This window comes from Dyadobacter sp. HNCC25DJ186, from assembly GCF_056895235.1.
Genome location: NZ_JBXHAS010000002.1, coordinates 62109 through 84268, shown reverse-complemented (window position 1 = coordinate 84268; position 22160 = coordinate 62109). Strand labels below are relative to the sequence as shown.

Genomic DNA, 22160 nt, shown 5'->3' with positions numbered 1-22160 from the left:
AGTGTGCTGTTAAACTTCAAGCTTTACCCACTCGGAAGGAAAAATTCCCTGAGCACTGTCATTTTGCAGCCATCGGTCGGGCATCACGACGATCTTTGCTGTATTGGCGTTGAGCCACGCTCCCCACCAGCTGAAAGTGCTGTTGGAAATAATATTATGTTTGCAAAGGCTCATCAGATACATATCCAGGTATGAGTTCATACCACTGTTATGATCCACATAGGTACAATTTGTAATTCTGATATTATTTTTAACCCAGGCCATGTCATCAGAAAAAATGTAGAAATGCGGATTGTCCGTGCTGTTTTCGATCAGCTCAATCGCGTTTTCAAAATAGGCTTTGTCCTTGATGACCATGTGGCTCCCGGCCCATATTGCATTTAAATAATCACCGCGTCGGATGTGAATACTCACCGCGTTCCGTTCGGAGATTTCACGACTTAAATCAATATTTCTACGGTCCGTTGGTTTTCTGAATGCGAAATTTTCCCGGACAACATTTTCGATATCTTCAAAGTAAGCCTCGGCCTGCCAGGTGCCCATAAGTGTGACACCACGCTGCTTAAACACATTTTCATCTCTGATAAACTCTTTTTTCTCCTTATAAACTGATACCGTTTTCTTTTGAATTTTCAGAATTTGGCGCAATAGAAAGTAAGAGAGTTTATTTTCGAATATTGGGCGGCCCTTCGTGAGAAAAAAGTTTTGAAAATTTACAGGGAACGGCAGATCCAGATCAAATGCATGAGCCATAGCAAATCCGTTGTGATGCACATGCCCGAAGTATTCAGAAATCGAAACGCGGGATCTTATCCCTTTTTCATTGAGTGCTAAAAAAAGCGCGTATTGAAACATCTGATTTCCCAGGCCTCCGTAAAGTAAAACTTTGTTCATTACGTTGCTATGTATGGTTACAAAAATCTTAAAACCACTTGACTATCGGCGCACGGCCCATTTCCCGAACGGCCCGTTACCTGATCCATATCCCCTTTTTGCCTTTTACAATAATCATATAATACTGTAATGGGGCGATTAGGTATGCGTTGATATTGGCAATGATGGCTCCGATAAATACGGCGTAAACACCAATGTGAAAATACCTGATCAGCACAAGCACGGTGCCAACGTAAAGAAACGGACTGATAACACTTGACCAGAACTGAAGCCGGAGGGCGTTTATTCCATTCAGAAAATTCACATATTTACTACCGAACATGCCGACGTTGAAAAATATGAATCCGTAGAGTGACAGCGAAAAATCAATATCAACTTTCCCTTTACCCAGCCAAAGGCTGTATGCCATATCAGAAAACAGCAGCATCAGAAGGCCTCCAAAAAACATGGCGATGTTCAGCATATTATATTTGCGTATCCCGTTTCTGATCCAGGCAATGTCATTTTTAAAAAAAGCTTCGGTAGATGCCGACCAGAATGGTGTTATGAAAATCATAAATACCATGTGCAAAATCCCGAAATACTTGTAAACTACATTATATGAAGTCACCTCCGCTGCTCCGAAATTTCTGGAAATAATAATATTAGCCGATTCATACTGAATAATTGCTGCGATCTGAATGACGAAAAAGCTGAAACCCAGTTTTAATAGATCGTTCGAATAAGCAAACTTCACATCAGAAAAACTGGGACGGTATTTTTTAAAGACACCATTGAAATAGTACAGGTTTGCGCCTACCAGTACGATCAATGGTGAAACGCAGAGTGCAATACCTAGTTTCACCAAAGAGCCGTCCGAGGTTTTTACCAGAATAAAAATCAGGATCAGCGAAAGGATTTGCCCCAACAAATCAAGCAGGGAAGTCTTGGCCGGTTGCTGATCCGCAATAATCAGTGTGGTAATAACCCTAAGCACAAATTGCAGGCAGAAGTAGGAAAAAATAATGATCGCTAAAAATGAAATTTCCGACTCCATACTCGGAGAAATTTTCAGTATCTCCGACCAGTTCAAAAACTGATTCGTAATCATCAATAAAACCCAGACACCGGCGAAAATCAGTGCCAGAATGCTATAAGTTGTACTGATGTATATTTTAGCGAGTTTAATATTACCTTCTGATTTTGCTTGTACCAGCTTATTACGCAGTCCGTTTGTCAGCCCAATATCAAAGAAACTAAACCAGCTGACCACAGAACTTAACGTTAGCCAGATTCCGTAACGGTAAGGATTAATATAATTTATAGTCAGCGGGACAAGAATCAAACTGATCGCAATACTGGCACCTTTGATTAGAAAAGACAATCCAATATTTTTCTTAGCCTTAATACTTCGCTCGTGGCCTTTCGTGAAATTGTTGCTTATAAAGTGCAGAACATTCGTCATCAAAGCTGGGGTTTATCTACCTGAAATAGGTATCGGTAACGCTGAATCTGTTTAATCTAAGCCTGGATCTGTTTTGCCGTATCAAAAACATGGGTATCAATGTAGACGATATCCTTAATACCTCCCAGCACGATCGCCGTATTGCTGTATGAACTTTTGCAGGAACAGATAATCTTACTGGAATTGGCCAGCATCAGAAGCTCAACTACGCCGCCATAAATTCCTTCGAGATCGTCACGCCCGATCTTATGGTTGAAGACATTCATCTGCTTACCATATTTCTGTCGGAAGAAAATTTTGGTAGGCTCATCATCCGTTGCCATCAAAAACTTCTGGGAAGGATTTTCAGCAAGATAACGGTCAATCTGAATGATATAATTCTCATCAGGGCTGTCCTTGGTTGTATGCACATGGTCTGTCCTTCTGATATGAATGCCAATGTAGGACCCACCTATTTTTTGATATTCCTGTTTTACTCTTTCCTTTAAGATTTCACTGAATTTGAAATTAGCAAACTGCTCAGCCAACTCCTCATTTTTCATGTAATCGTTGTAGGTCTCTTCTACTTCCTGATCGCCGAATGGAAAACAGGTTGCTATCAGCACCGTAGATTCTTCACTGCTGATTTTAAGTTGTTTTACACGGTTCGTTTTGTCGTCACGAATATCATCATCAAATAACGTTTGCCCGGCAAAAAAACTCGAAATAAACTTTAAAAATACGTAAAATCTTGCGTTAGAACCTGGTCTGTAAATATTGGTTAAAAGGAAATTGATCCATCTCGGCGGAACCGAATATTCCATACCAATGCTTTGGAAAATATCAGTCAATTCACAGCCCAGTGCCGTATTGACCGGCCAGGCGATCCAAAGCTCACGATTATCTCTTTTCGCAAGTTGCACGGCCGAAGCCAGTACGCGCATTCTGTTGCCTAAGCCGGCTTGAGGAACAACGATGATTTTCTTTTTCATTATTTTATAGGTCAAGTACAGGTTTACATGCTCGAAAGATCCTGCAAAGCTTCGGGTTGAATTTTGGTGAAATGGGATGTTAGAATCTGCTCGTAAAATTTCCAAAAATCGAACTCAGCAAGCTTGGCTTTTTACTGTTGTAGTAGTTATTGTCGTAATTATATCCGTAACCATAACGAATACGTTGAATGCTGTTAAAGATGATATTGATGTTTACAAGCTGATTTTGCTTGTTCAGGTCTTTCAGGAAATCCAGCTCATCGGCTTTGGTATAACCCTGTCTGATCATATACAGCGTCATATCGGCGACTCTTGAAATAATCATAGCGTCCGGAACCAAATGGACAGGAGGGCTATCAATAATTACATCATCATAAATATCCCTTAAACTCATGATCAGATCAGCGAGCTGATGTCGCTCCAAAAGCTCGGAAGGATTATGAACAAGGGCCCCGCTGCCGATAATGTCGAGTGTCGGTTCCAGTTTTGAGCTTTGGATAATTTCATCGACTGAGGCTTTTCCGTTTAAAAAATCACTAATTCCGGGGTGTGCCTTATTAATCTCAAACACTTCAGCCAGTTTGGGTTTCCTTAAATCAAGTTCGACCAGGACCGTTTTTCTTCCCGAATAGGCCATTGCAACGCCCAGGTTGCTGCTGACATAGGTCTTACCCTCACCAGCTATACTGGATGTAACCAAAGTGACCCGCCCACTTTCTTTCTGACCAAAGAGATAATACATTTTTATTCTCAATGCTCTGAACTGCTCGCTGATCGCGGTTGCACTGTTTCCGGTAATCGCGATTTTACTTTTTGAAGGCTCGTAGGGCAGCTCTCCGATGATCGGGATTTCTCCTGAATCCTTCAATTCCTGAAGATCATTCACTTTCGGACTGATCACGCCTCTGGCATAAATCAAACCTGCCGGGAAGGCCAGGCCGAAAAATATTCCGATCGCGAAAATCATCGCTTTCATAGCATTTTTAGGAGCTCCTGCATACGCCTCATCCACAATTCGATCATTGGCCAGCGCGGATGCGTAACTGACAGAAACCTCTTCCTTTTTTTGCAAAAGATACGTGTACAGCCCTTCCTTGATAGCCTGTTGCCTTTTGATATTAATGAACTGACGCTCCTGAACGGGAATATTCTTAATCGAATAGAGAAAGCTGTCGTTGAATGATTGTAATTTTTCCTGTGTGTTCTGCAAAGTGGAACGTATACTAGAAACGTTCTCTTTTATCGCTGCTTTTGTAACGGTTATGGATCGGTTGATCGGTTCAAAATCCGGATTGGTTTCCGGCGTTGTAGCCAGCAATCTTTCCCGCTGAAGTTGAAGCTGAGCAAGCTTTTCGATGAGGCTGCTGAGAGCCGGATCATCAATTCCCAAAGTGGACGGCGTTTTACCAGCGTTTAATGAGGAATTAATATATCTTTCGATTCCTTCAATGATACTAAGCTGGACATTAACCTGACTCAGACGCGCATCATTTGCCTGCATATTTTCCAGACTGATCTTCGAATCAGAGCTCAGATCTGTGAGTCCTCTGCTGCTTTTAAAGGTTTCGATACCCTTTTCGGCACTATTTAGTTCGCTGGCCAGTGTAGTCAGTCGCGAATCAATAAAATCGAGTGTACTTCTGGTTTCCTGTTTCTTGACAAGTATCCCCGCAACTTTATAGTTTTGGATCAGACGATTCAATATATCTTTTCCGCGTTGCGCAACCTGATCAGAAATTGTCAAAACGGCTGCTGTTGACGATTTACTGGATAGTGCGACACCAATTCGTTTTTGGTATTGAATGGCTAAACTTTCCGGATCGTGTAAAACAACCCTGATTTTCGCTCCTTTAAATTCTCCGATACTGGCTGTTGGTTCAAGTTTCCAACTACCGAAATTGTTCCTGAAAGTTTCTTTGTATGAAAACTGTTTCAGGTTTCCATCCGGCATGCTCACAAAAAACGAGTTCTGATCAATAATGACAAGGTTGACAGTTGCGTTGGAGTAATTTCCGGTTGGATTGATCAATGTGAGTTTTACCGGGCTGTTTTTGTAAAGATCCTCGGTAGCAAGACCGTCCATCTTTTGGTAGCCTATATCAAGTTTTAAATCGCGAACCACTTCACTGATCAGCTGTTTTGATTTAAGGATTTCAAATTCATTCTCCATGATCCGGTTTGTACTCAACAGATCAATTTCATGCAAAGGTGATTGCTGGTCGGAAGTTTTCTTTTCATTTTGGATCAGAAGAGTGGCCTTGATTTCATAAACCGGCTTAGCGACTTGATAGTAAGTAAATACTCCAACTGCTGCTAACGATAACCCGATAAAAAAAAGCGGCCAGTGATACAGGTATTTTTTGAGTATACTGCTCACATTGATACTGCGCTGCTTTTCCTGCGGAATTCTAAAGGGTGTAAACTGGGCTAGCTGTGTACTCATAATTAGTTACCTGTATTAGTTCGAAAACAAAACAATGATAAAGTGCCAGGGAAAACGGGAGTAATATTTTAGTGGGCGTGTGCTTTGAGCATACCAGAATTAATTTAAAATCCGCTGCTTACAAGACGTGCTATTTTAGAATTTTCTCTATTTAATTTGGCAGAATTTTGAGCCTGAATAAGGGTGCGTTGCACACGGTCTATTTTGTGTTTTGCTCCCTAAATCGAACTTGATTGTTTTTGCTTATGGTTTGAAAAAAATTCAGCTTTCACTGAATAATTATAAAATGTTGTGAGTAGTGCTTTGTCATAAGCAAAGGTAGAGATAAATTTCCTAAATCAAATAATGAAGGCTCTTTCACCAAATTTTTTATGGCAAAATATAATGATGACAAACTTTTATATAAGTCAATCTAAAATTTTCGTTACTTGACTTGCGTATTACTTAGGAGATTTTAACTAAAATGTTTTCTACATTTCCTTGTTAAGTACTAACAAATATTTATTTACTCTAACTGAAACCGTTTAATAAGTTTCGTCAGATTTTAGACATTAAGGCTTCCAAATCAGTGTGTCGAACTGGATGTTCTTAACACAAAGTTGCAAACTGATCAAATTCTTCCGGGGATAAATGTTCGTCTATAGAGGACGAAATCAGTAGAAAAATTTTTACGACACGTAGAACTATAAGATTCCCATTTCATTATTCTGTTTCGTATGGTTTTATTCAATAGTCGCAACACTTGCAACGAAGCAGAGCGCTCAGTTTAATGCTTACAATGACTTGTGAAATAAAACACAACTATTTCAATGACTTGGTGTAAAAATGATACTATGGCTTTTAGCGGATGGCTGCGAACCGAGAATTTTGCCAGAACGTCATTTTGCACTTTGTAAGTCAATAATTATACATATTCATTATTTTGACAACTAACTTGTAGAATTAATAACATTTATCACAATCCAGCATCCCAAAGTAATTCCTAAAAAGACCATAAACGTATATATATTAGCGTTATATTTTATTCGCCACATTTCCGGTTTTCTCCTCATCAGGACTTTAGAGCCTGCGTTCAGTGCTGAGCCTTGAAAATTACCATTTAATAAATTGCAGTAGATTTGATAAAAATTTATCCCGGGGGATTTTTTTAAGAACTCAGCTATTCCGTAAAATCGAGACTTCAATAAATAAAAAACTATCTAAACAGCTGATTATCTGCGCCTTAATCTATATTGAGATATGTAATAAATTTATATAAAATAATACTATGGATAGATTCGAGATTTCCGTCAAACTTATTAAACGGCAAATATCCTTTGGCAATCGCTTAAAATACTTCAAAAAAGCGGTTGTAATTACATCCGTTTAAAAAATATAGATATGATAAATTTGCATATCACCGTTATCTCTTCTAGATTTGTATATACAACACTCCCGATTTACCCGAAACAATTAGATAAATGCCGTGATAGGTCTATGTCATTGCAACAACCGAAATTGATATAATCATACTTCCGGATTTCCAGGTTCACACACACTACAACGAACTGCGCAGAAATGCAGCAACATCAACAATGTTCTAAATATATTTATTGAGATATACAGCGGATACGCTCTGTATCAACATATTAAAAATTCTTAAACAACGACTTAACAATACGCTTTTGCCGAAAAATGCTTTTAGTTTACTTATGAAAATTTGTTAACCTAAAATTCAATTTAGTAAAAGACGCGCAACAGATTATTTGGTTCAAATATTCAGCGATCAAGAATTTGCGGTGTTTTGCACTGGCTCGGAAGAGGTCTGTCTATATAAAAAAATGTATGATCGAAGTAATGGTTACCAGGTCACACGTTACGCTGCCTGAAGGTCATCTGGTCAATTTGTTGATGTATTAATATATTCTCACAGCATAATATTTTAATAATATGAAAAAGCGCTATCCTCGCCTTATGCCTAATGCCCACTTGTGGATCGATGTGATTCTTTTGAATCTTTCGTTCCTTGTGGCATGCTTCCAACGGTTTGGCAACTGGAAGTATTTTCTGGATCAGCAGTATGTCATCCTTTTACTGACCGCCAACCTTGTTTGGATCTTTGTTATCTACATCCTTCAAACCTACCATTTTACGAGGATTTCTTTCAATTTCAGAAATCAGGTTGTCAATTTAGGAAAGGCTGCACTACTACATGCTTCCATAATCATGGGACTGCTTTACCTTGCGCACAGAGGAGACGATTATTCCAGACAGCAGTTCATTGTTACTTACATTGTATTTGCAGGTATGGCATTGATTGCCCGGGCGGTTATTGTGCTAACATTATATATGTATCGGAAAGCGGGCTACAACTATCGAAATTATGCAATTCTGGGGAAAGGCGATCTGGCTGAAATGATATTTGATTTTTACAATGAAAGGAAAGAATTAGGATATCGCTATTGCGGCACCTTTGAGTTTGATGAAAGCACCGAGAAACTAGACATGCTTGAAGCCATTATGGGTGAAAACACGCTGGATTTTGTATACTGCTGTTTGTCAGATTTGAGTGATGCACAGATTAAGAGCGTGATCAAATTAGGCGAGCGCCAAAAAACGCATATTCGGCTGGTTCCTGATTTTCGTGGGTTTATGACCAATATGGCCACAATCGAATACCATGACCTGATGCCGATTATCCAGGTAAACACCAAACCCTTTTCCAGTGTCAATGAAAAAACTTTGAAGCGTTCATTCGACCTCATCATTTCATCGACGATCATGATTCTGGGTTTTCCGGTATTTTTGCTACTGATGGCCGCTATAAAATTGAGCTCTCCAGGCCCGATTTTCTACCGCCAGAAACGTTGCGGCCAGTGGGGTAAAATGTTTGAAATTTACAAATTCAGAAGTATGGTTGTTAACGCAGATAAAATGGGTCAGCATTCACAGGGAAGCAACGATAAACGGATTACCAGGATTGGCCATTTTCTTCGCAAATCCAGGCTGGATGAACTGCCACAATTTTATAATGTTCTTCGTGGAGACATGTCCATTGTTGGTCCAAGGCCGCTTTATAAATACGATGTCGATATGCTGATGGAAGCTGAACCACATGATTTTCAGCGGTTATTGACCGTTAAACCAGGCATTACTTCTATCGGACAAATCAAGGTGGGTTATGCCGACTCCATGGCAAAAAATGTTGAGCGCTTGAAATACGACCTTCAATACTTAAAGGAATACAGCATATTTTCTGACATAGAACTTATTTTAAAAACCATGCAGCTGATGGTTTCGGGCCGAGGACAGTAAGTTCCTACCCCAAAGGAGCTGGATTTCTATCCGCAAGGAATAGCCATAAAGGGCTATTGCTTATCTGGTCAGTTTCCAATAGTTTTGTTTAATAAAACAAGTTTACAAAGAACATCTGCTTTCAACACGTTTTCATTTTGTCGAATCCCAAAGGAATGCCCTGTCCAATTATCAGTCAGCCCATTCTGAGTAAAATACGTAGTTGAGAAATTTACCCTGATTATTCAAACGACCCAGTACTCTATTTAATTTTTATCATCTTCATGCGTATCGCAATTTTAGGAACCCGCGGGATTCCCAATCGTTATGGTGGCTTTGAGCAGTGCGCCGAATATCTGGCGCGCGGATTGGCAGTAAAAGGTCACGAGGTGATTGTTTACAACTCGCATAACCACCCTTACCAAAAAAGTCACTGGAACGATGTGAAAATTATTCACATCTACGATCCGGAATATCGTTTTGGTACGGTCGGACAAAGCATTTACGACTTGAATTGTATCCGCGATGTGAGAAAACAGCATTGTGATATCATCCTTCAGCTCGGTTACAACACCAGTTCTATCTGGGGGGCTATGCTTCCAAAAGATGTTGTGGTTACTACGAACATGGCTGGCCTGGAATGGCAACGTTCAGGTATTGGTGACGCTGTCAGGAAATTTCTGCTTTACGCGGAGAAGTGTGGCGTCAGATACAGTGACCATTTGATCAGCGACTCTGTTGGTATACAAACCTACCTGAAAGAAAAATACGAGATCGACTCTACTTTTATTCCATACGGCGCTGACGAATTTAGATACCCGAACCAGTTTCTTCTGGACGATTATTTTCTAAGGCCTTACGAATACGATCTTCTTATTTCAAGACTTGAACCAGAAAATAACACAGAGATGATACTCGACGGCGTAGTGAAAGCTGCGCAAAACAGACCTTTTCTGGTAATTGGAAATCATAAAACTAAGTTTGGAGATTATTTAAAAAGTAAATTCAGGAGTTATAAAAATATTCGCTTTTTGGGAGGAATTTATGACAACAACAAGCTAAATAATTTGCGCCACTTCTCGAACCTTTATTTTCATGGACATGCCGTGGGTGGAACAGATCCTTCCCTGCTCGAGGCAATGGCTTCACAAAGTCTGATCGTGGCGCATAACAATGTTTTCAATCATGCTATTCTGGGCGAAGATGCACTGTATTTCTTAAACGCCGATCAGGTATGCCAGCAACTTGAAAAAGTCAGAAAGTTGGGGCCGACTCAACTGATCAAAGTTGCGCGGAACACAGAAAAAATCAGAAACACTTATACCTGGGAGAAAATTACCAACCAATATGAAGCACATTTCAACAGTATCGCGAAACTGGTTACCCGCCCATCTGTACCAAAGTTCGCTTAATAATGTCTGAGAAATGATTGTTACACACGCCTTAAAATTCACAAATCATAGTTATTTTATGAATCGATTATCCCTCATCATTGCCGTTCTTGTTATAACTTTTCTAAGTTCATGTGGATCGTACACAAACATTCCCTACTTCAAGGATCTAAATAAGCTGACACCAACTGAAGAGCAAATTTCAAATTATTCTCCTTTTACGATCCAAAATTCAGATGTATTGGGAATTAATGTAAGCAGTAGAAATCCGGAATCTTCGGCCATTTTCAACAGAGCAAACGGCAACAATGACGACAGTCCGCAAAACAGTTCTCAGAACCCTTCCATGGCTGGCTACCTTGTAGATCAAAAAGGAGAAATACATCTGCCATTGATCGGCACGATGAAAGTCTCCGGCCTAACGACATCGGCGCTGCGTGATACGCTAAACAAACTTTTAGTCACTTATTATAAAGATCCGGTTACGAATGTTCGGATTCTGAATATAAAGGTTGCTGTTTACGGCGATGTACTGCATCCAAATGTTTATAATCTACAGAACGAGCGGACCACGATCACGCAGGCACTCAGCTTGGCGGGAGATTTGAATATCACTGCACTCCGTAATATTATACTAATCAGGGAAGTGGATGGAAAGCGGAGTTATATACCAATCAATCTGAATTCAAAAAATCTCTTTGAGTCACCTTATTTTTACCTCAAGAACAACGACGAGATTTATGTGCAGCCTGACCGCACCAAGTACGCAACGGTGGATCGCGGATATCGTACAGCAACGTTGGTTTTGTCAGGACTTTCCATTATCGCCATTGTCCTTTCCAATCTGTTCAGATAAACGGACTGCCTGTAATATCAATCCAACGGTATGACAACCGTTATTTTGGTACCGGAAAGAGAGTCAATTTTGACGGTGCCGTTTAACTTATCTATCCGGGCATTGATATTACTTAAACCCATCGTATTTTTCCTTATTTGGGTTTGATCAAAACCTGTCCCATTGTCAAGGATCGTGATCAGTAGCATATTGTCTCTGAGCATGATCCCTAAATTTATTTGCGAAGCCCGGGCATGTTTTATGGCATTGTGGACAAATTCCTTCACAATCAAATAAACATTTTTTCGCATTTCACTGGAGATCGTTTTCTCCGGTATATCATCAGGGATTTGGACACTAAATTTAATGAGGGAATGATCAAATAATTTCGTCGTCTGAAATTCAACATAATAGATCAGATTCTCGAGATTGTCATTTTCGAAATTGGTACTCCATATAATTTCTTTAATTTTCTCAGACATCTCATTGATCATCGAGCAAAGCCGTTTTATTTCCTCATCCTGACGACCACTTTTGCTTACCATGTCGGCGAAAAGCTTGATGGCGAAGAAGCCGGCACCGATATCATCATGTATTTCACTACTGATCCGCTGTCGTTCATTTTTCAGCGCCTGAAGCTGGTCAGCGAGCAGCCTGCGCAATCGTTTTCGATACAGGTAATGGGAAATCAGCGCGTAAATAATGACAAATAATACGAGCAAAACGATAACTTGCTGCCCTCCTAAATCTTTAAAAACCATTAAACCCAGTATTCCGTTTAGTAAATTATAACTCATGACTGTTGGTGAAATCACATTTATTGACTGAGTTTGCTTAAATTACTCAAAAATCACTCAACAAATTCAGACAATGATTTCAATTTCCATTGTTGAAGACCATGAACATTATCGCTCGGCACTTCTAAAAGCCATCGGCAACAACAAGCTATTTGAAATTATCGGTGTATATGAATCTGCCGAGTTTGCCATCGAGCCACTCCTTAGAAATCCGCCGGACATTGCTGTTGTTGATATAGAACTTGACAAAATGTCCGGTATTGAACTGATCAAACTTCTTAAAAACGAAGACATCCGGACACAGTTTTTAATGTGTACATCTTACCAGAATAATGAAAATGTTTTCAGTGCGCTCCGGGCCGGAGCCAGTGGTTACATTGTCAAGGACGCAAGTGCTTCAGAGATTGAAAATGCAATTATAGAACTGCACCAGGGAGGCTCTCCTATGAATACTTACATTGCCAGAAAAGTAATAAGTCTGCTCCATTCTCAGCCGAAAAAACAAACATTTGGGCTCAGCGAAAGAGAGCTCGAAGTTATTACACTTTTAAGCAAAGGGTTAATTTACAAAGAGATTTCAGATCAGCTTACCATTAGTGCCAACACAGTGAAAAATCATTTAAAAAATATTTACAAAAAGCTTCATGTCCAGAACAAGGTTGAGGCTGTTAATAAATATCGGTCACTTTGAAAAACAAAAAGCCCTGTTAAAATAACAAGGCCTGGAAGTAATGCTTAATGCTTCCGAATTTTTTGTAATGGCGCCTTACGCTATGTGATTTTCAAACTCTTCCACATAAATATCCGGAGCATATCCATCATTAAAAAAAGTCAAATGACTTCTTTTTACATATTTACTCCCAGCCAGAACGGCTATAACTAACAGGGTCACAGACGCTTCCGGAAATAAATAAAGTGAAGCCGCTAAGGTCATCGTCAGCACGGTCGCCACACTTAGAATAATGTTCATCGGCGGAATAAAATTTCCCAGATTAGCCTTTGTCGCAATACTTTCATTGCGGGATTGAACACACCCGTCTTTAACAAATGGTAAAGTATCCATACTTTTCAATCTTAAAAATAACGTTGAGTAATGTGATGAGGTCACGTTGAGCACTTAAAGATAGATAACATAAAAGGCAAACAGCAAAAAAAACAGCAAATAATTTCGGTCTTTTTGTAGCTAAATCAACAATAGGAGTAAAATTAATATTACAAAACGATATAATCCCATTCAAAGCGTGCCGATTTCCTGTTCGGAGAACAAGTCTTACCCTGGCGCCTTACCGTTAACTCAAAATAATATTGTTTTTTAATTTTAAGTTTATATTTTTCCACCCGGTTACTTAGATATCATCTGCTCAACGTATGGATAAAGTAAATAGGTCTTTTTCTTCCCGTAAAATTATCCTTCGACAAGCTCGAAAGACACGATCCTATTTTTGTGCACTCCCCGACAAAAAGCAGATCGTTGAGAAGATCACTTTACATCCGGCTTTTTGTGTATTCAGAGAAACAAGGCATTTATCAGATTTTTCTTATTCAGGGGCTCATTAAGCATTCGAACTGACAAGTATTTCGCCAACTGTTGACCTGGGATTTCATTCAGTCCCAAACTACAATTGGCCTTTTGTATTTTTTTAACAATCCTCCCCAGTGATTGCGCATAAATTTTCTTCTATATAGAAGATCGTAGAACTGTTGTGCCCGTTCCGCAGAACGTCACGCAATTCAAAGAAAAAATTTTGCTTAAAATTCAAAAAAATCTCAGCGTTTCATGAAAATAATACTTTTTGCCAACTCCTTTTACCCGGCTGCACTGATAGAAAGTCTGTTACAAAGAAATATGCTGGCCGCCATTATTGCCGCTGCCGAGCATAATCCAGACAATCAAAGACTCGAAGAATTTGCCAATTCAAAAGGTATTGTCTTTAAAAGATTCAGTGCCCGCCAACTTTATTCAACGGCTATCAGCTCGATTGAGCATATACAGGCTGATCTTTTCCTGGTTTTTACTTTTAGTTATAAGATTCCGGATTCGCTGCTTGCATTGCCGCGGTTAAGCGCATTCAATGTTCATTATAGTCTCCTCCCTAAATACCGCGGCATTGCACCACTATTCTGGCAGATCAAAAATGGAGATGTCAACGGCGGTATTACCATTCATAAAATGGATTCAAGTTTTGACACAGGGCCTGTTGTTGCCCAGCTTCCTGTGGAAATGATCCCCGGTGAAAGTCAGGGCCTTTATGCTTCTCGCATTTCCTACGCATCCGTACAGCTGATCCTCTCGGCTTTGGAAACAATTGATAGTCAGGAACAAAGCCATTTCTTGATACCGCAGGATGAGCTTCGGCAGAGCTGTTTTCCAAGACCTGCCATTGCTGATTTGACCATTGACTGGTCTACCCAATCCGCCCAACAAATTGTTAATCTTGTCAACGCATCCAATCCGGCTTGCCAGGGTGCTTTCAGCAAATTAAGAGGGCAACTGATCAGAATTCATGAAGTTTCACTTGCAAATCTGGGAGATCAGATTCCGCAAGCTGCCGCCGGAACGATCGTATTTTCTGATATCAGTCACGGAATATTTGTGCAATGTATCGATGCAGAATTCTTAAGGATAAATGTAGTGGAAATGCCCGAAGGAATCATATCAGGATCCCGGCTTGCTGCGCTGGGCGTAAAAGCCGGAGAATCTTTTGAAACGCTGAATCCAGAAAACATGTCAGTCCAATAAATATTAAAGTCTTTACAATTTTAATTATCCTTTAACAATTCAAATTTATTCAACAATGGAAGTTTATTTAGGAACCGTAATGGGATGGGCACCAAATTTCGCCCCAAAAGGCTGGATGTTTTGCAAGGGGCAAATACTGTCCGTATCACAATATTCAGCATTATTCTCGCTGCTGGGCACGAATTATGGTGGGGACGGGCAAAATACATTTGCCCTGCCAAACCTGCAAAGCCGGGTTATTGTAGGCGCAGGTACTGGTCCGGGTTTATCCCCGTATGTGCTGGGTCAGGTTGCGGGCAGCGAGTCTGTCACACTTTCTGAGACCCAGATGCCAGCACATATTCACTCGGGCCAGGTCTCCGGAATTTCTTTAAATGCCAGCTCAGCCAATTCGGATACCAGCACTCCCGCTGGTGGTTCGAGCATTGCAGTTCCTGGTACGCTGTCTGGCAGAGATTTCACTTCTACCTTAGGCTTCAATTCAGCAGCTCCGGATGTGACACTGAACGCCGCATCGATCGGAAACGGAACTGTGACCACCTCAGCGGCAGGAGGCAACCAGCCTCACAGTAACGTCCAGCCTTACCTGGCATTGAATTACATCATTGCCGTAGAAGGACTATATCCTTCAAGAAACTAAAGTATTCGTACCAGGATATTAACCAACCGGTTTATCCTGGTACCTTTCTCGGTCTTCATATACCTCCGGCCTTTCTGATTCCAAAATTTTTAGCGCATCCTTCCCCAGTGAAATGATAATCCATGAAATCTAACTACGAATAGGTTTGACAAACTGCAATGTAACCGTTAACTAAGTTATTATATTTTTCGTAGTATAAATTCTATACATTGTATTTTTTTAATGAAAAATATGCAAAAGCCAAGTCCTTCCCTCTTCCTTTTGTATGTTTTCATCTATTTCATTTAATCATAAGGCAACTGCTCAAACTTCATGAAAAAAAATTCTATCTATCTGCTTTTTGCTGGGTTAGCATTGGTGGGAGGCTTTTTGCTACGCTGGACTGGCCAACCGATTCTCAATGATCAACACCACAAAGATGTTGTGATCATTGACAAATCGCTCGAAAATTATCTACAACTCGCAGACGCAGCCGCCGACAGTGCGCAGGTGATTTTGGTTGAAAATAACGACGCCGGCTTTTTAGCTTTGCAAACAAAAATTAGTTCGCTCAGAAATATCGAGCGTCTGCACATTTTAACACATGGCACTGCCGGAAACTTCGTACTGGCAAGACAACAGTTGAACGAGCAAAATCTTGAAAAATTCAGCGGTTTCTGGAAGGCAGTAAAGGAGAGTTTCGTTTCTGAAAAATCAGAACTTTTCATTTACAGCTGTGAGCTCGCGAGCGTTGCTTCCGGAAAAACTTTCATAAACCGGTTACATGATCTTTTAGAGGTATCCGTAGCCGGATCCGAGGATCAGACTGGTGATGCAAAAAGAGGCGGAAACTGGGATCTGGAATACGCCGCTGGCCGGATTGTAAAAAATCACGTGTTGAAGTTTTTGAATTTTCAAGGTCTCCTGATACCAAGTTTTTCCGAACTAAGCGGTTCATCAAGCCCGTTTTATCAAATAGCGATCCATAATGACGATCAGTTGATCTACGGAGACTTTGATAATGACGGTGACATTGACCTGCATGTCCTTCCTCCTTTACCTACCGAATTAAACAAATTTTACAGAAATAATGGCAATGGTATTTTTACGGATAATACCAATACTAACAACCCGTTCGGGTCTCTTACTCAAAAGGCAGCCTTTGGTGGAGCCCTATACGCCTATGTCGCTGACTGGGATAATGATGGAGATGTCGATATCTGGACGACAAGACGAGACTTCAATAGCATTCCGGCCAGGAATATTTTTTATAAAAATAACAACGGTGTTTTTCAGGAGTTAAAGGATGGCGCAAGCCCTTTTAACGGCATTACGCTTTCTCAGGATATAGAGTTTATTTATGGTGATTTTGATAACGACGGAGATATTGATATTCACACCTATGACGGAGTAGCTGCCACGAATAAATTTTACCGGAATAATGGAACCGGGGTTTTTGCAGAGGTTACGGGTGCCGCCAATCCATTTAACAATCTGAGTGATAAGGCTGCATTTTTCTCTGGTGCCAAGTATGCCAGGGTAGCAGATTGGGATAATGACGGCGATGTTGACATTTTTGTATCAAAGTACAAAGTTGCTGGTGATAAAGTATTTTTTAGAAATGACAACGGGGTTTTCACTACGCTTTCAGGGGCGCAAAGTCCTTTCAAAGATATGTTGATTTTACAAGACACACAGTTTATCCACGGTGATTTTGACGCAGACGGAGACGTCGATATCCTCGCGGCCAAATCGACAACTACTGAAACACTGGATTTTTATCAAAACAATGGAAGCGGAAGCTTTACGCTGGTGACAGGAAGCCAAAACCCTTTTAATACACTGCCAAATACCGGTGCATTTTTAAATGACGCCGGCAAAGCGTTTGTTGCAGACTGGGACAATGACAAAGATGTGGACGTATTTCTTACCAGAAGGACCACTCAGCCCGGAGCGAATATTTTCTATCGCCAGTCAGAAGCTCCGCCACTTTTGAGCAGCTCCTTACCTGCAAACGGCGCTGTGGCCGTCGATATTGAGTCAAACATCACACTCAATTTCAGCCGGGCAGTTTCAGGAGTAGCTGGCAAAAATATTCTTATAAAACGTACAAGCGACAACTTTACCTTTGCGTCGATTGATGCTTCTGACACGAAGGTAACGGGCGGAGGCACTTCCAGTATCACCATAAATCCAGCGACAGATTTATCAGCGAGCACGTCTTTTTACATACTGATCGATAAAGGTGCCTTTAAAGATGCGGATGACAGAATTTTTAACGGAATCACGACAAACAACGTCGTGGCCTTTACAACCGGTACCGCGAGTGTGGCACCGTCATTAACCACAGATGCGGTAAGTGTTTTTTCCACGACTTCGGCTACCCTGGGCGGGAATGTTACAAGTGATGGCGGCCAGCCAGTAACCGATCGTGGAGTTGTATGGAACACCACAGGCGATCCGATTATTGACGCCAATAAAACGACCATTGGGTCTGGTGCAGGCATATTCAGCCAGTCAATCAATGGACTTCCACAGGGAACCAGGATTTATGTCAGGGCTTTTGCAACAAATAGTAAAGGAACTTCCTATGGCAATCAGGTTGATTTTTACACGAAAACCACCGTCAGCTCAATAGCAAGGATAAATTCTTCACCGACCAACGCTTCTTCGGTAGCTTACACGGTAACCTTTGCGCAGCCCGTTTCAGGGGTAGATATCAATGACTTCACAGCGGTAACCGCAGGGTTAACCGGCGCATCAATTTCAAGTATTTCTGGCTCCGGCACAACCTACACCGCCACTTTGAATACCGGCAGTGGTAATGGAACGCTCCGGCTTGATTTCACAAATACTTCTGGCACGACTCCAACGGTCGACGCTGCTTTCACCAGTGCGGATTCCTACACGATATATAAATCGAGTACTGCAACCAACTATTTTCGGACGCAATCAGCAAACGCAGATTGGAACCAGCCAGGCAGCTGGGAATCGTCTGCAGATAACTCATTTTGGATCGCTGCCACCGATTTTCCCGGCTCATCTGCAGCGGCGGTCAACGTTCTGGCAAACCAGACCGTCAATTTACCTTCCGGATTTAATGCATCGACTGCAAGTTTAAATAACAGCGGCACTGTGAATGTTAATTCGAATACGCTTACCGTTTCAGGAACGTTGACAAACAGTGGAAAAATTGAGGGGAGCGGAGCAATTGTGCATACCAGCTTCACAAACAGCGGCACCATAGCACCCGGAAACTCGCCAGGAATACTTTCCTTCACTGGTGATCTTGTCAATAATGGAACACTGGATATGGAAATCGGTGGAACATCACCTGGAACGGGACATGATCAAATTCTGGTTTCAGGCACAATGACCATTTCCGGAACTATGAATGTTTCTTTCATCAACGGATTTACACCTGCTGTTAATGACGAGTTTATTTTAATCGATGCTGCAAGCAGCACCGGTGCATTCAGTGCCGTAAATCTGCCTGTAATTGCACCAAGGGTGTGGGAAACAACTTATAACAATGCCAACGGAACCTTTGCAATCAGAGTGCTTGACGATCCTTTACCTGTTACGCTCGTCAACTTTGACGCTGTTAAATTTGAAAATAATACTGCACTTTCCTGGTCAACATCTTCGGAGACCAACAGCAGTCATTTTGAAATACAAAGAAGTTCCGAAAGTATAAGCTGGGAAACGATAGGATCTGTTGACGCTTCAGAAGAAAGCTCATCGATACGTAAGTATACATTTAACGATATCAGTCCGATGCAGGGCGAGAACCTTTACCGCCTGAAAATGATTGATAATGATGGATCTTTCGCATACAGCCGAATAAAAAGTCTCTCATTCCCTACGCAGATTGTTAAGATAAGCTTCTATCCAAACCCTGTTACAGAAAAGTTATTCCTGGATATGAAAAATCCTGGTGAGATAACGAAGCTACAAATTTACAACACAGTCGGCACTTTGATCTATACCTCACTTACTTATAACCCTGATGGAATCCCTGTTCACGGTATTCCTTCCGGGTTGTATATATTACGGTTAACGACGTCAAACAATCATACGAACAATCATAAGTTTTTGAAAAACTGACTTTCAGAATAATTTTATAAAAACAGAGATGTCAGCTGCCAGGACATCTCTGTTTTTATTAGTGACCCATTCTCAAACGAATTTCGCGCGAGCACAATTACTACCCCTACGAAACATTCAAAAAGTGTTCTGAAGTACGACGTATGATGACCAAAAATTAAATAATGGAATATTTCCAATTTTTGGATTTATTCCATTATTTTTGATGCACACTTCATCAACTCCTATATATTATGCAAGTTATAAATTATGTCGTCGTCGCACGTGAAATGGTCTGGCAGTGGTATTATGACCAAAATAACGGGAAATGTTTCCGTGAACTTCTGGGCATGGACGCATATCGATTCATTGAAAACCTGGCGAAACCTGGTGATCAGATTTCAACCGAAGGAGACATTCAAATGATTGAATCCGGTTCCCGCGAGCACAAATAATTGAAATTTGGGCGTTTTTCGCCATGTTTAATCAATACAAACTAAAAAACATGACGAATAGCGGCTGCGACTTACGTTATAAAAAATACTTCAACCAGAAAGGTAATAATTAGATAATGTTTTACGCGATTGTTGACATAGAAACCACAGGCGGATACCCGTCTGCAAGCGGAATTACCGAAATCGCTATATTAATTCACGATGGCGTTGACATTGTAGAGCGGTACGAAACACTCATCAATCCTGAAAGGTTAATTCCGTTATCCATTCAGGCATTAACCGGTATCAGCGATGAAATGGTTGCAAATGCCCCCATTTTTGATGAAGTCGCCGAAAGAATTCATCAAATGTTATCAGGCTGCGTGTTCGTAGCGCATAATGTAAATTTTGATTACTCGTTTATTAAGCATCACCTCTCACTGGCCGGCTACGAATTAGACACACGGAGGCTTTGCACGGTGCGAATGAGCCGTCAAATAAAACCAGGCCTTAAATCATACAGTCTTGGCAAGCTTTGTGATACGCTTGGAATTCAAATTGAAAATCGTCACCGGGCAGGTGGCGATGCTCAGGCTACTGCCATTCTGTTTTCAAAACTTTTGTCATGGGACATTGCAGGGCATATCCCCGCTATGCTTAAAAGAAGTTCGAAAGACCAACAGTTGCCACCCAATCTGGCGAAAGAAGATTTTTTGAAACTTCCATCATCACCAGGAGTATACTATTTTAAAGACCAACTGGGAAAGGAGATTTACGTCGGAAAGGCAATTAATATTAAAAAGAGGGTGTCTTCACATTTTACCGGGCAAAACAACGGACCGCAACGTCAGCATTTTTTGCGTGATATTTACTCTATCGATTTTACACCCTGCGGAAATGAGCTCATGGCACTGCTTTTAGAAGCTGCAGAAATCAGGAGGCTCTGGCCTAAATATAACCGGTCAATGAAAAGACCAGAGCCGCGTTTTGCCCTTCACGGGTACGAAGACAATGAGGGATTTATTAGACTTGCCATTGGCAAGTTCAGCAAAACTCAGCCAGGTATTCAGGTGTTTGACAGGGAAGCAGACGGTATACGAATGCTTCGGAGACTTGTTATTGATTTTAAGCTATCTGCACCCCGTTGTTACTATGGCCGGTATCCTTTGTTTGCTCCGGATTCAGAAGAGATCAATCAGGTCAGCGACGAATCACAACAACTTAATGCACAGGAATATAACGAGTTGATCCGGAAGGCACTTGCTTGTTACTCAGCAAATCTGCCCAGTTTTATTATCTTGAATAACGGCAGAACTTCCAGCGAACATAGCTGCATTTATGTTCAAAAAGGACGTTTCTGCCGCATGGGATATGTCGATAAATCAACTGATCTTACCAACTGGGGAGAAGTTGTGGAACGACTACCAATTTATTCCTCCAATCATTACATGAACCAGCTTCTTATACGTTACGCAGATAATTATCCAAACAAAATAGAGCATTTGAATAATCCTGACAATTGATTCAAAGACCGGGTTTATGCCCCAGGCATTTTGTCGGTAATATAATTGCATGAATCTTAAAACGCAATGATTCGAAATTCCTTAGATCAAACTATACGTTTAATTGGGACACGCCAGTGTTTGGTCAAAAGGTTGAAGTTTTGATCATAACTTTTTCAAATCTATATCAAATCTGCCTTCCGTAACTTTTACTATCCTTTTATCGACAAGATATTCCGCGTCAAATTCAAAAGTTCCTGAGACAATTTGGTTAATTGTATCTAACCGGGTGATTACAACCTTCCCCGGATTTGCTTCCATCGAATGAAAAATTTTGAATTGGTTGTCATAGTAGATGCCGAAGCATTCATCATATAAATTCCTCAAACTATTCAAGCCAATAGTTCCTTTTGGTAAGGTGAGTTGGACACGTGTCCCAGAGCTCGAACGCGTATGAATTGTTAAATAAAAAGTGTTTGGATCTATTATTTTCAATTCTGCTTCTATTGCTTTTGCTGATGGACCACTCTCATTACTTAGACGATTTGCAATCCAGACTTTGCCATCGATTTTACATCCAAATGTATTCAGTCCCTTACTTGTTGGTGCAGGTAAGGATTCTTCGTCAGATTTACAGCCATGACTTAATGTGCTTACAAAGACTGCTATCAGAAAAACTTTGAGAAGATAATTCATAAAATCCGATGGTTGAAAGGACACTTATTCATCGT

The 22160-nt window shown here is 40.8% G+C and carries 16 protein-coding genes; 9 read left to right on the top strand and 7 right to left on the bottom strand.

All coding sequences use genetic code 11. The features are described 5' to 3' along the window. Positions 1-9: 9 nt before the first annotated feature. The 4 genes from AC1XUO_RS05295 to AC1XUO_RS05280 all read right to left on the bottom strand — a co-directional run bounded on the left by AC1XUO_RS05295 (position 10) and on the right by AC1XUO_RS05280 (position 5752). Positions 10-894 (bottom strand): alpha-1,2-fucosyltransferase, encoded by an 885-nt coding sequence (locus tag AC1XUO_RS05295; RefSeq protein ID WP_483328724.1) that lies wholly within the window; start codon positions 892-894, stop codon positions 10-12. Between the two features lie 76 nt (positions 895-970). Next, positions 971-2338 carry a lipopolysaccharide biosynthesis protein gene (locus AC1XUO_RS05290; protein WP_483328723.1) on the bottom strand — a complete coding sequence of 456 codons (1368 nt, stop codon included), beginning with the start codon at positions 2336-2338 and terminating at the stop codon, positions 971-973. 56 nt (positions 2339-2394) lie between these two features. Beyond that, complete coding sequence (locus AC1XUO_RS05285; protein WP_483328722.1) at positions 2395-3309, bottom strand: O-fucosyltransferase family protein; 915 nt, start codon at positions 3307-3309, stop codon at positions 2395-2397. A 79-nt stretch (positions 3310-3388) separates the two neighbouring features. Continuing rightward, positions 3389-5752, bottom strand: a complete 2364-nt coding sequence (locus AC1XUO_RS05280; protein ID WP_483328721.1) for a GumC family protein — start codon at positions 5750-5752, stop codon at positions 3389-3391. Between the two features lie 1929 nt (positions 5753-7681). Between AC1XUO_RS05280 and AC1XUO_RS05275 the strand changes: the two genes are divergently transcribed. The 3 genes from AC1XUO_RS05275 to AC1XUO_RS05265 all read left to right on the top strand — a co-directional run bounded on the left by AC1XUO_RS05275 (position 7682) and on the right by AC1XUO_RS05265 (position 11272). Next, positions 7682-9046 (top strand): sugar transferase, encoded by a 1365-nt coding sequence (locus AC1XUO_RS05275; RefSeq protein WP_483328720.1) that lies wholly within the window; start codon positions 7682-7684, stop codon positions 9044-9046. A gap of 263 nt (positions 9047-9309) precedes the next feature. After that, positions 9310-10437 carry a DUF1972 domain-containing protein gene (locus tag AC1XUO_RS05270; protein WP_483328719.1) on the top strand — a complete coding sequence of 376 codons (1128 nt, stop codon included), beginning with the start codon at positions 9310-9312 and terminating at the stop codon, positions 10435-10437. A 58-nt stretch (positions 10438-10495) separates the two neighbouring features. Further along, complete coding sequence (locus tag AC1XUO_RS05265) at positions 10496-11272, top strand: polysaccharide biosynthesis/export family protein (RefSeq protein ID WP_483328718.1); 777 nt, start codon at positions 10496-10498, stop codon at positions 11270-11272. 17 nt (positions 11273-11289) lie between these two features. Here the strand turns inward: AC1XUO_RS05265 and AC1XUO_RS05260 are convergent, their stop codons facing one another. Next, complete coding sequence (locus AC1XUO_RS05260; protein WP_483328717.1) at positions 11290-12048, bottom strand: sensor histidine kinase; 759 nt, start codon at positions 12046-12048, stop codon at positions 11290-11292. Positions 12049-12121: 73 nt separating this feature from the next. On the opposite strand from AC1XUO_RS05260, the gene AC1XUO_RS05255 reads away from it, so the two are divergent. After that, positions 12122-12739: a response regulator gene (locus tag AC1XUO_RS05255; RefSeq protein ID WP_483328716.1), complete on the top strand. Its 618-nt coding sequence runs from the start codon at positions 12122-12124 to the stop codon at positions 12737-12739. 75 nt (positions 12740-12814) lie between these two features. On the opposite strand, the gene AC1XUO_RS05250 is transcribed toward AC1XUO_RS05255, so the two are convergent. Then, positions 12815-13111 carry a hypothetical protein gene (locus AC1XUO_RS05250; protein WP_483328715.1) on the bottom strand — a complete coding sequence of 99 codons (297 nt, stop codon included), beginning with the start codon at positions 13109-13111 and terminating at the stop codon, positions 12815-12817. A 714-nt stretch (positions 13112-13825) separates the two neighbouring features. Here AC1XUO_RS05250 and AC1XUO_RS05245 point away from each other — a divergent pair. The 5 genes from AC1XUO_RS05245 to AC1XUO_RS05225 all read left to right on the top strand — a co-directional run bounded on the left by AC1XUO_RS05245 (position 13826) and on the right by AC1XUO_RS05225 (position 21450). Next, positions 13826-14788 (top strand): methionyl-tRNA formyltransferase, encoded by a 963-nt coding sequence (locus tag AC1XUO_RS05245; RefSeq protein WP_483328714.1) that lies wholly within the window; start codon positions 13826-13828, stop codon positions 14786-14788. A gap of 55 nt (positions 14789-14843) precedes the next feature. After that, the gene (locus tag AC1XUO_RS05240; RefSeq protein WP_483328713.1) at positions 14844-15428 is read left to right on the top strand and encodes a phage tail protein; all 585 of its coding nucleotides are present in this window, start codon (positions 14844-14846) and stop codon (positions 15426-15428) included. 312 nt (positions 15429-15740) lie between these two features. Then, entirely contained in the window at positions 15741-19514 is a 3774-nt protein-coding gene (locus AC1XUO_RS05235; RefSeq protein ID WP_483328712.1) for a DUF4347 domain-containing protein, read from the top strand. Between the two features lie 233 nt (positions 19515-19747). Then, positions 19748-19948 (top strand): hypothetical protein, encoded by a 201-nt coding sequence (locus tag AC1XUO_RS05230; RefSeq protein ID WP_483328711.1) that lies wholly within the window; start codon positions 19748-19750, stop codon positions 19946-19948. A 116-nt stretch (positions 19949-20064) separates the two neighbouring features. After that, on the top strand, positions 20065-21450 hold the full coding sequence (locus AC1XUO_RS05225) for an exonuclease domain-containing protein (RefSeq protein ID WP_483328710.1): 1386 nt from the start codon (positions 20065-20067) through the stop codon (positions 21448-21450). A gap of 144 nt (positions 21451-21594) precedes the next feature. Here the strand turns inward: AC1XUO_RS05225 and AC1XUO_RS05220 are convergent, their stop codons facing one another. Next, positions 21595-22125: a Riean_0653 family protein gene (locus tag AC1XUO_RS05220; protein ID WP_483328709.1), complete on the bottom strand. Its 531-nt coding sequence runs from the start codon at positions 22123-22125 to the stop codon at positions 21595-21597. Between the last annotated feature and the right edge of the window lie 35 nt (positions 22126-22160).

Coding starts and splice junctions, on each gene's coding strand:
- AC1XUO_RS05225 (WP_483328710.1), top strand. CDS start 20,065: ATGTTTTACGCGATTGTTGACATAGAAACCACAGGCGGATACCCGTCT.
- AC1XUO_RS05295 (WP_483328724.1), bottom strand. CDS start 894: ATGAACAAAGTTTTACTTTACGGAGGCCTGGGAAATCAGATGTTTCAA.
- AC1XUO_RS05230 (WP_483328711.1), top strand. CDS start 19,748: ATGCAAGTTATAAATTATGTCGTCGTCGCACGTGAAATGGTCTGGCAG.
- AC1XUO_RS05220 (WP_483328709.1), bottom strand. CDS start 22,125: ATGAATTATCTTCTCAAAGTTTTTCTGATAGCAGTCTTTGTAAGCACA.
- AC1XUO_RS05255 (WP_483328716.1), top strand. CDS start 12,122: ATGATTTCAATTTCCATTGTTGAAGACCATGAACATTATCGCTCGGCA.
- AC1XUO_RS05280 (WP_483328721.1), bottom strand. CDS start 5,752: ATGAGTACACAGCTAGCCCAGTTTACACCCTTTAGAATTCCGCAGGAA.
- AC1XUO_RS05270 (WP_483328719.1), top strand. CDS start 9,310: ATGCGTATCGCAATTTTAGGAACCCGCGGGATTCCCAATCGTTATGGT.
- AC1XUO_RS05265 (WP_483328718.1), top strand. CDS start 10,496: ATGAATCGATTATCCCTCATCATTGCCGTTCTTGTTATAACTTTTCTA.
- AC1XUO_RS05275 (WP_483328720.1), top strand. CDS start 7,682: ATGAAAAAGCGCTATCCTCGCCTTATGCCTAATGCCCACTTGTGGATC.
- AC1XUO_RS05260 (WP_483328717.1), bottom strand. CDS start 12,048: ATGAGTTATAATTTACTAAACGGAATACTGGGTTTAATGGTTTTTAAA.
- AC1XUO_RS05250 (WP_483328715.1), bottom strand. CDS start 13,111: ATGGATACTTTACCATTTGTTAAAGACGGGTGTGTTCAATCCCGCAAT.
- AC1XUO_RS05285 (WP_483328722.1), bottom strand. CDS start 3,309: ATGAAAAAGAAAATCATCGTTGTTCCTCAAGCCGGCTTAGGCAACAGA.
- AC1XUO_RS05240 (WP_483328713.1), top strand. CDS start 14,844: ATGGAAGTTTATTTAGGAACCGTAATGGGATGGGCACCAAATTTCGCC.
- AC1XUO_RS05235 (WP_483328712.1), top strand. CDS start 15,741: ATGAAAAAAAATTCTATCTATCTGCTTTTTGCTGGGTTAGCATTGGTG.
- AC1XUO_RS05290 (WP_483328723.1), bottom strand. CDS start 2,338: ATGACGAATGTTCTGCACTTTATAAGCAACAATTTCACGAAAGGCCAC.
- AC1XUO_RS05245 (WP_483328714.1), top strand. CDS start 13,826: ATGAAAATAATACTTTTTGCCAACTCCTTTTACCCGGCTGCACTGATA.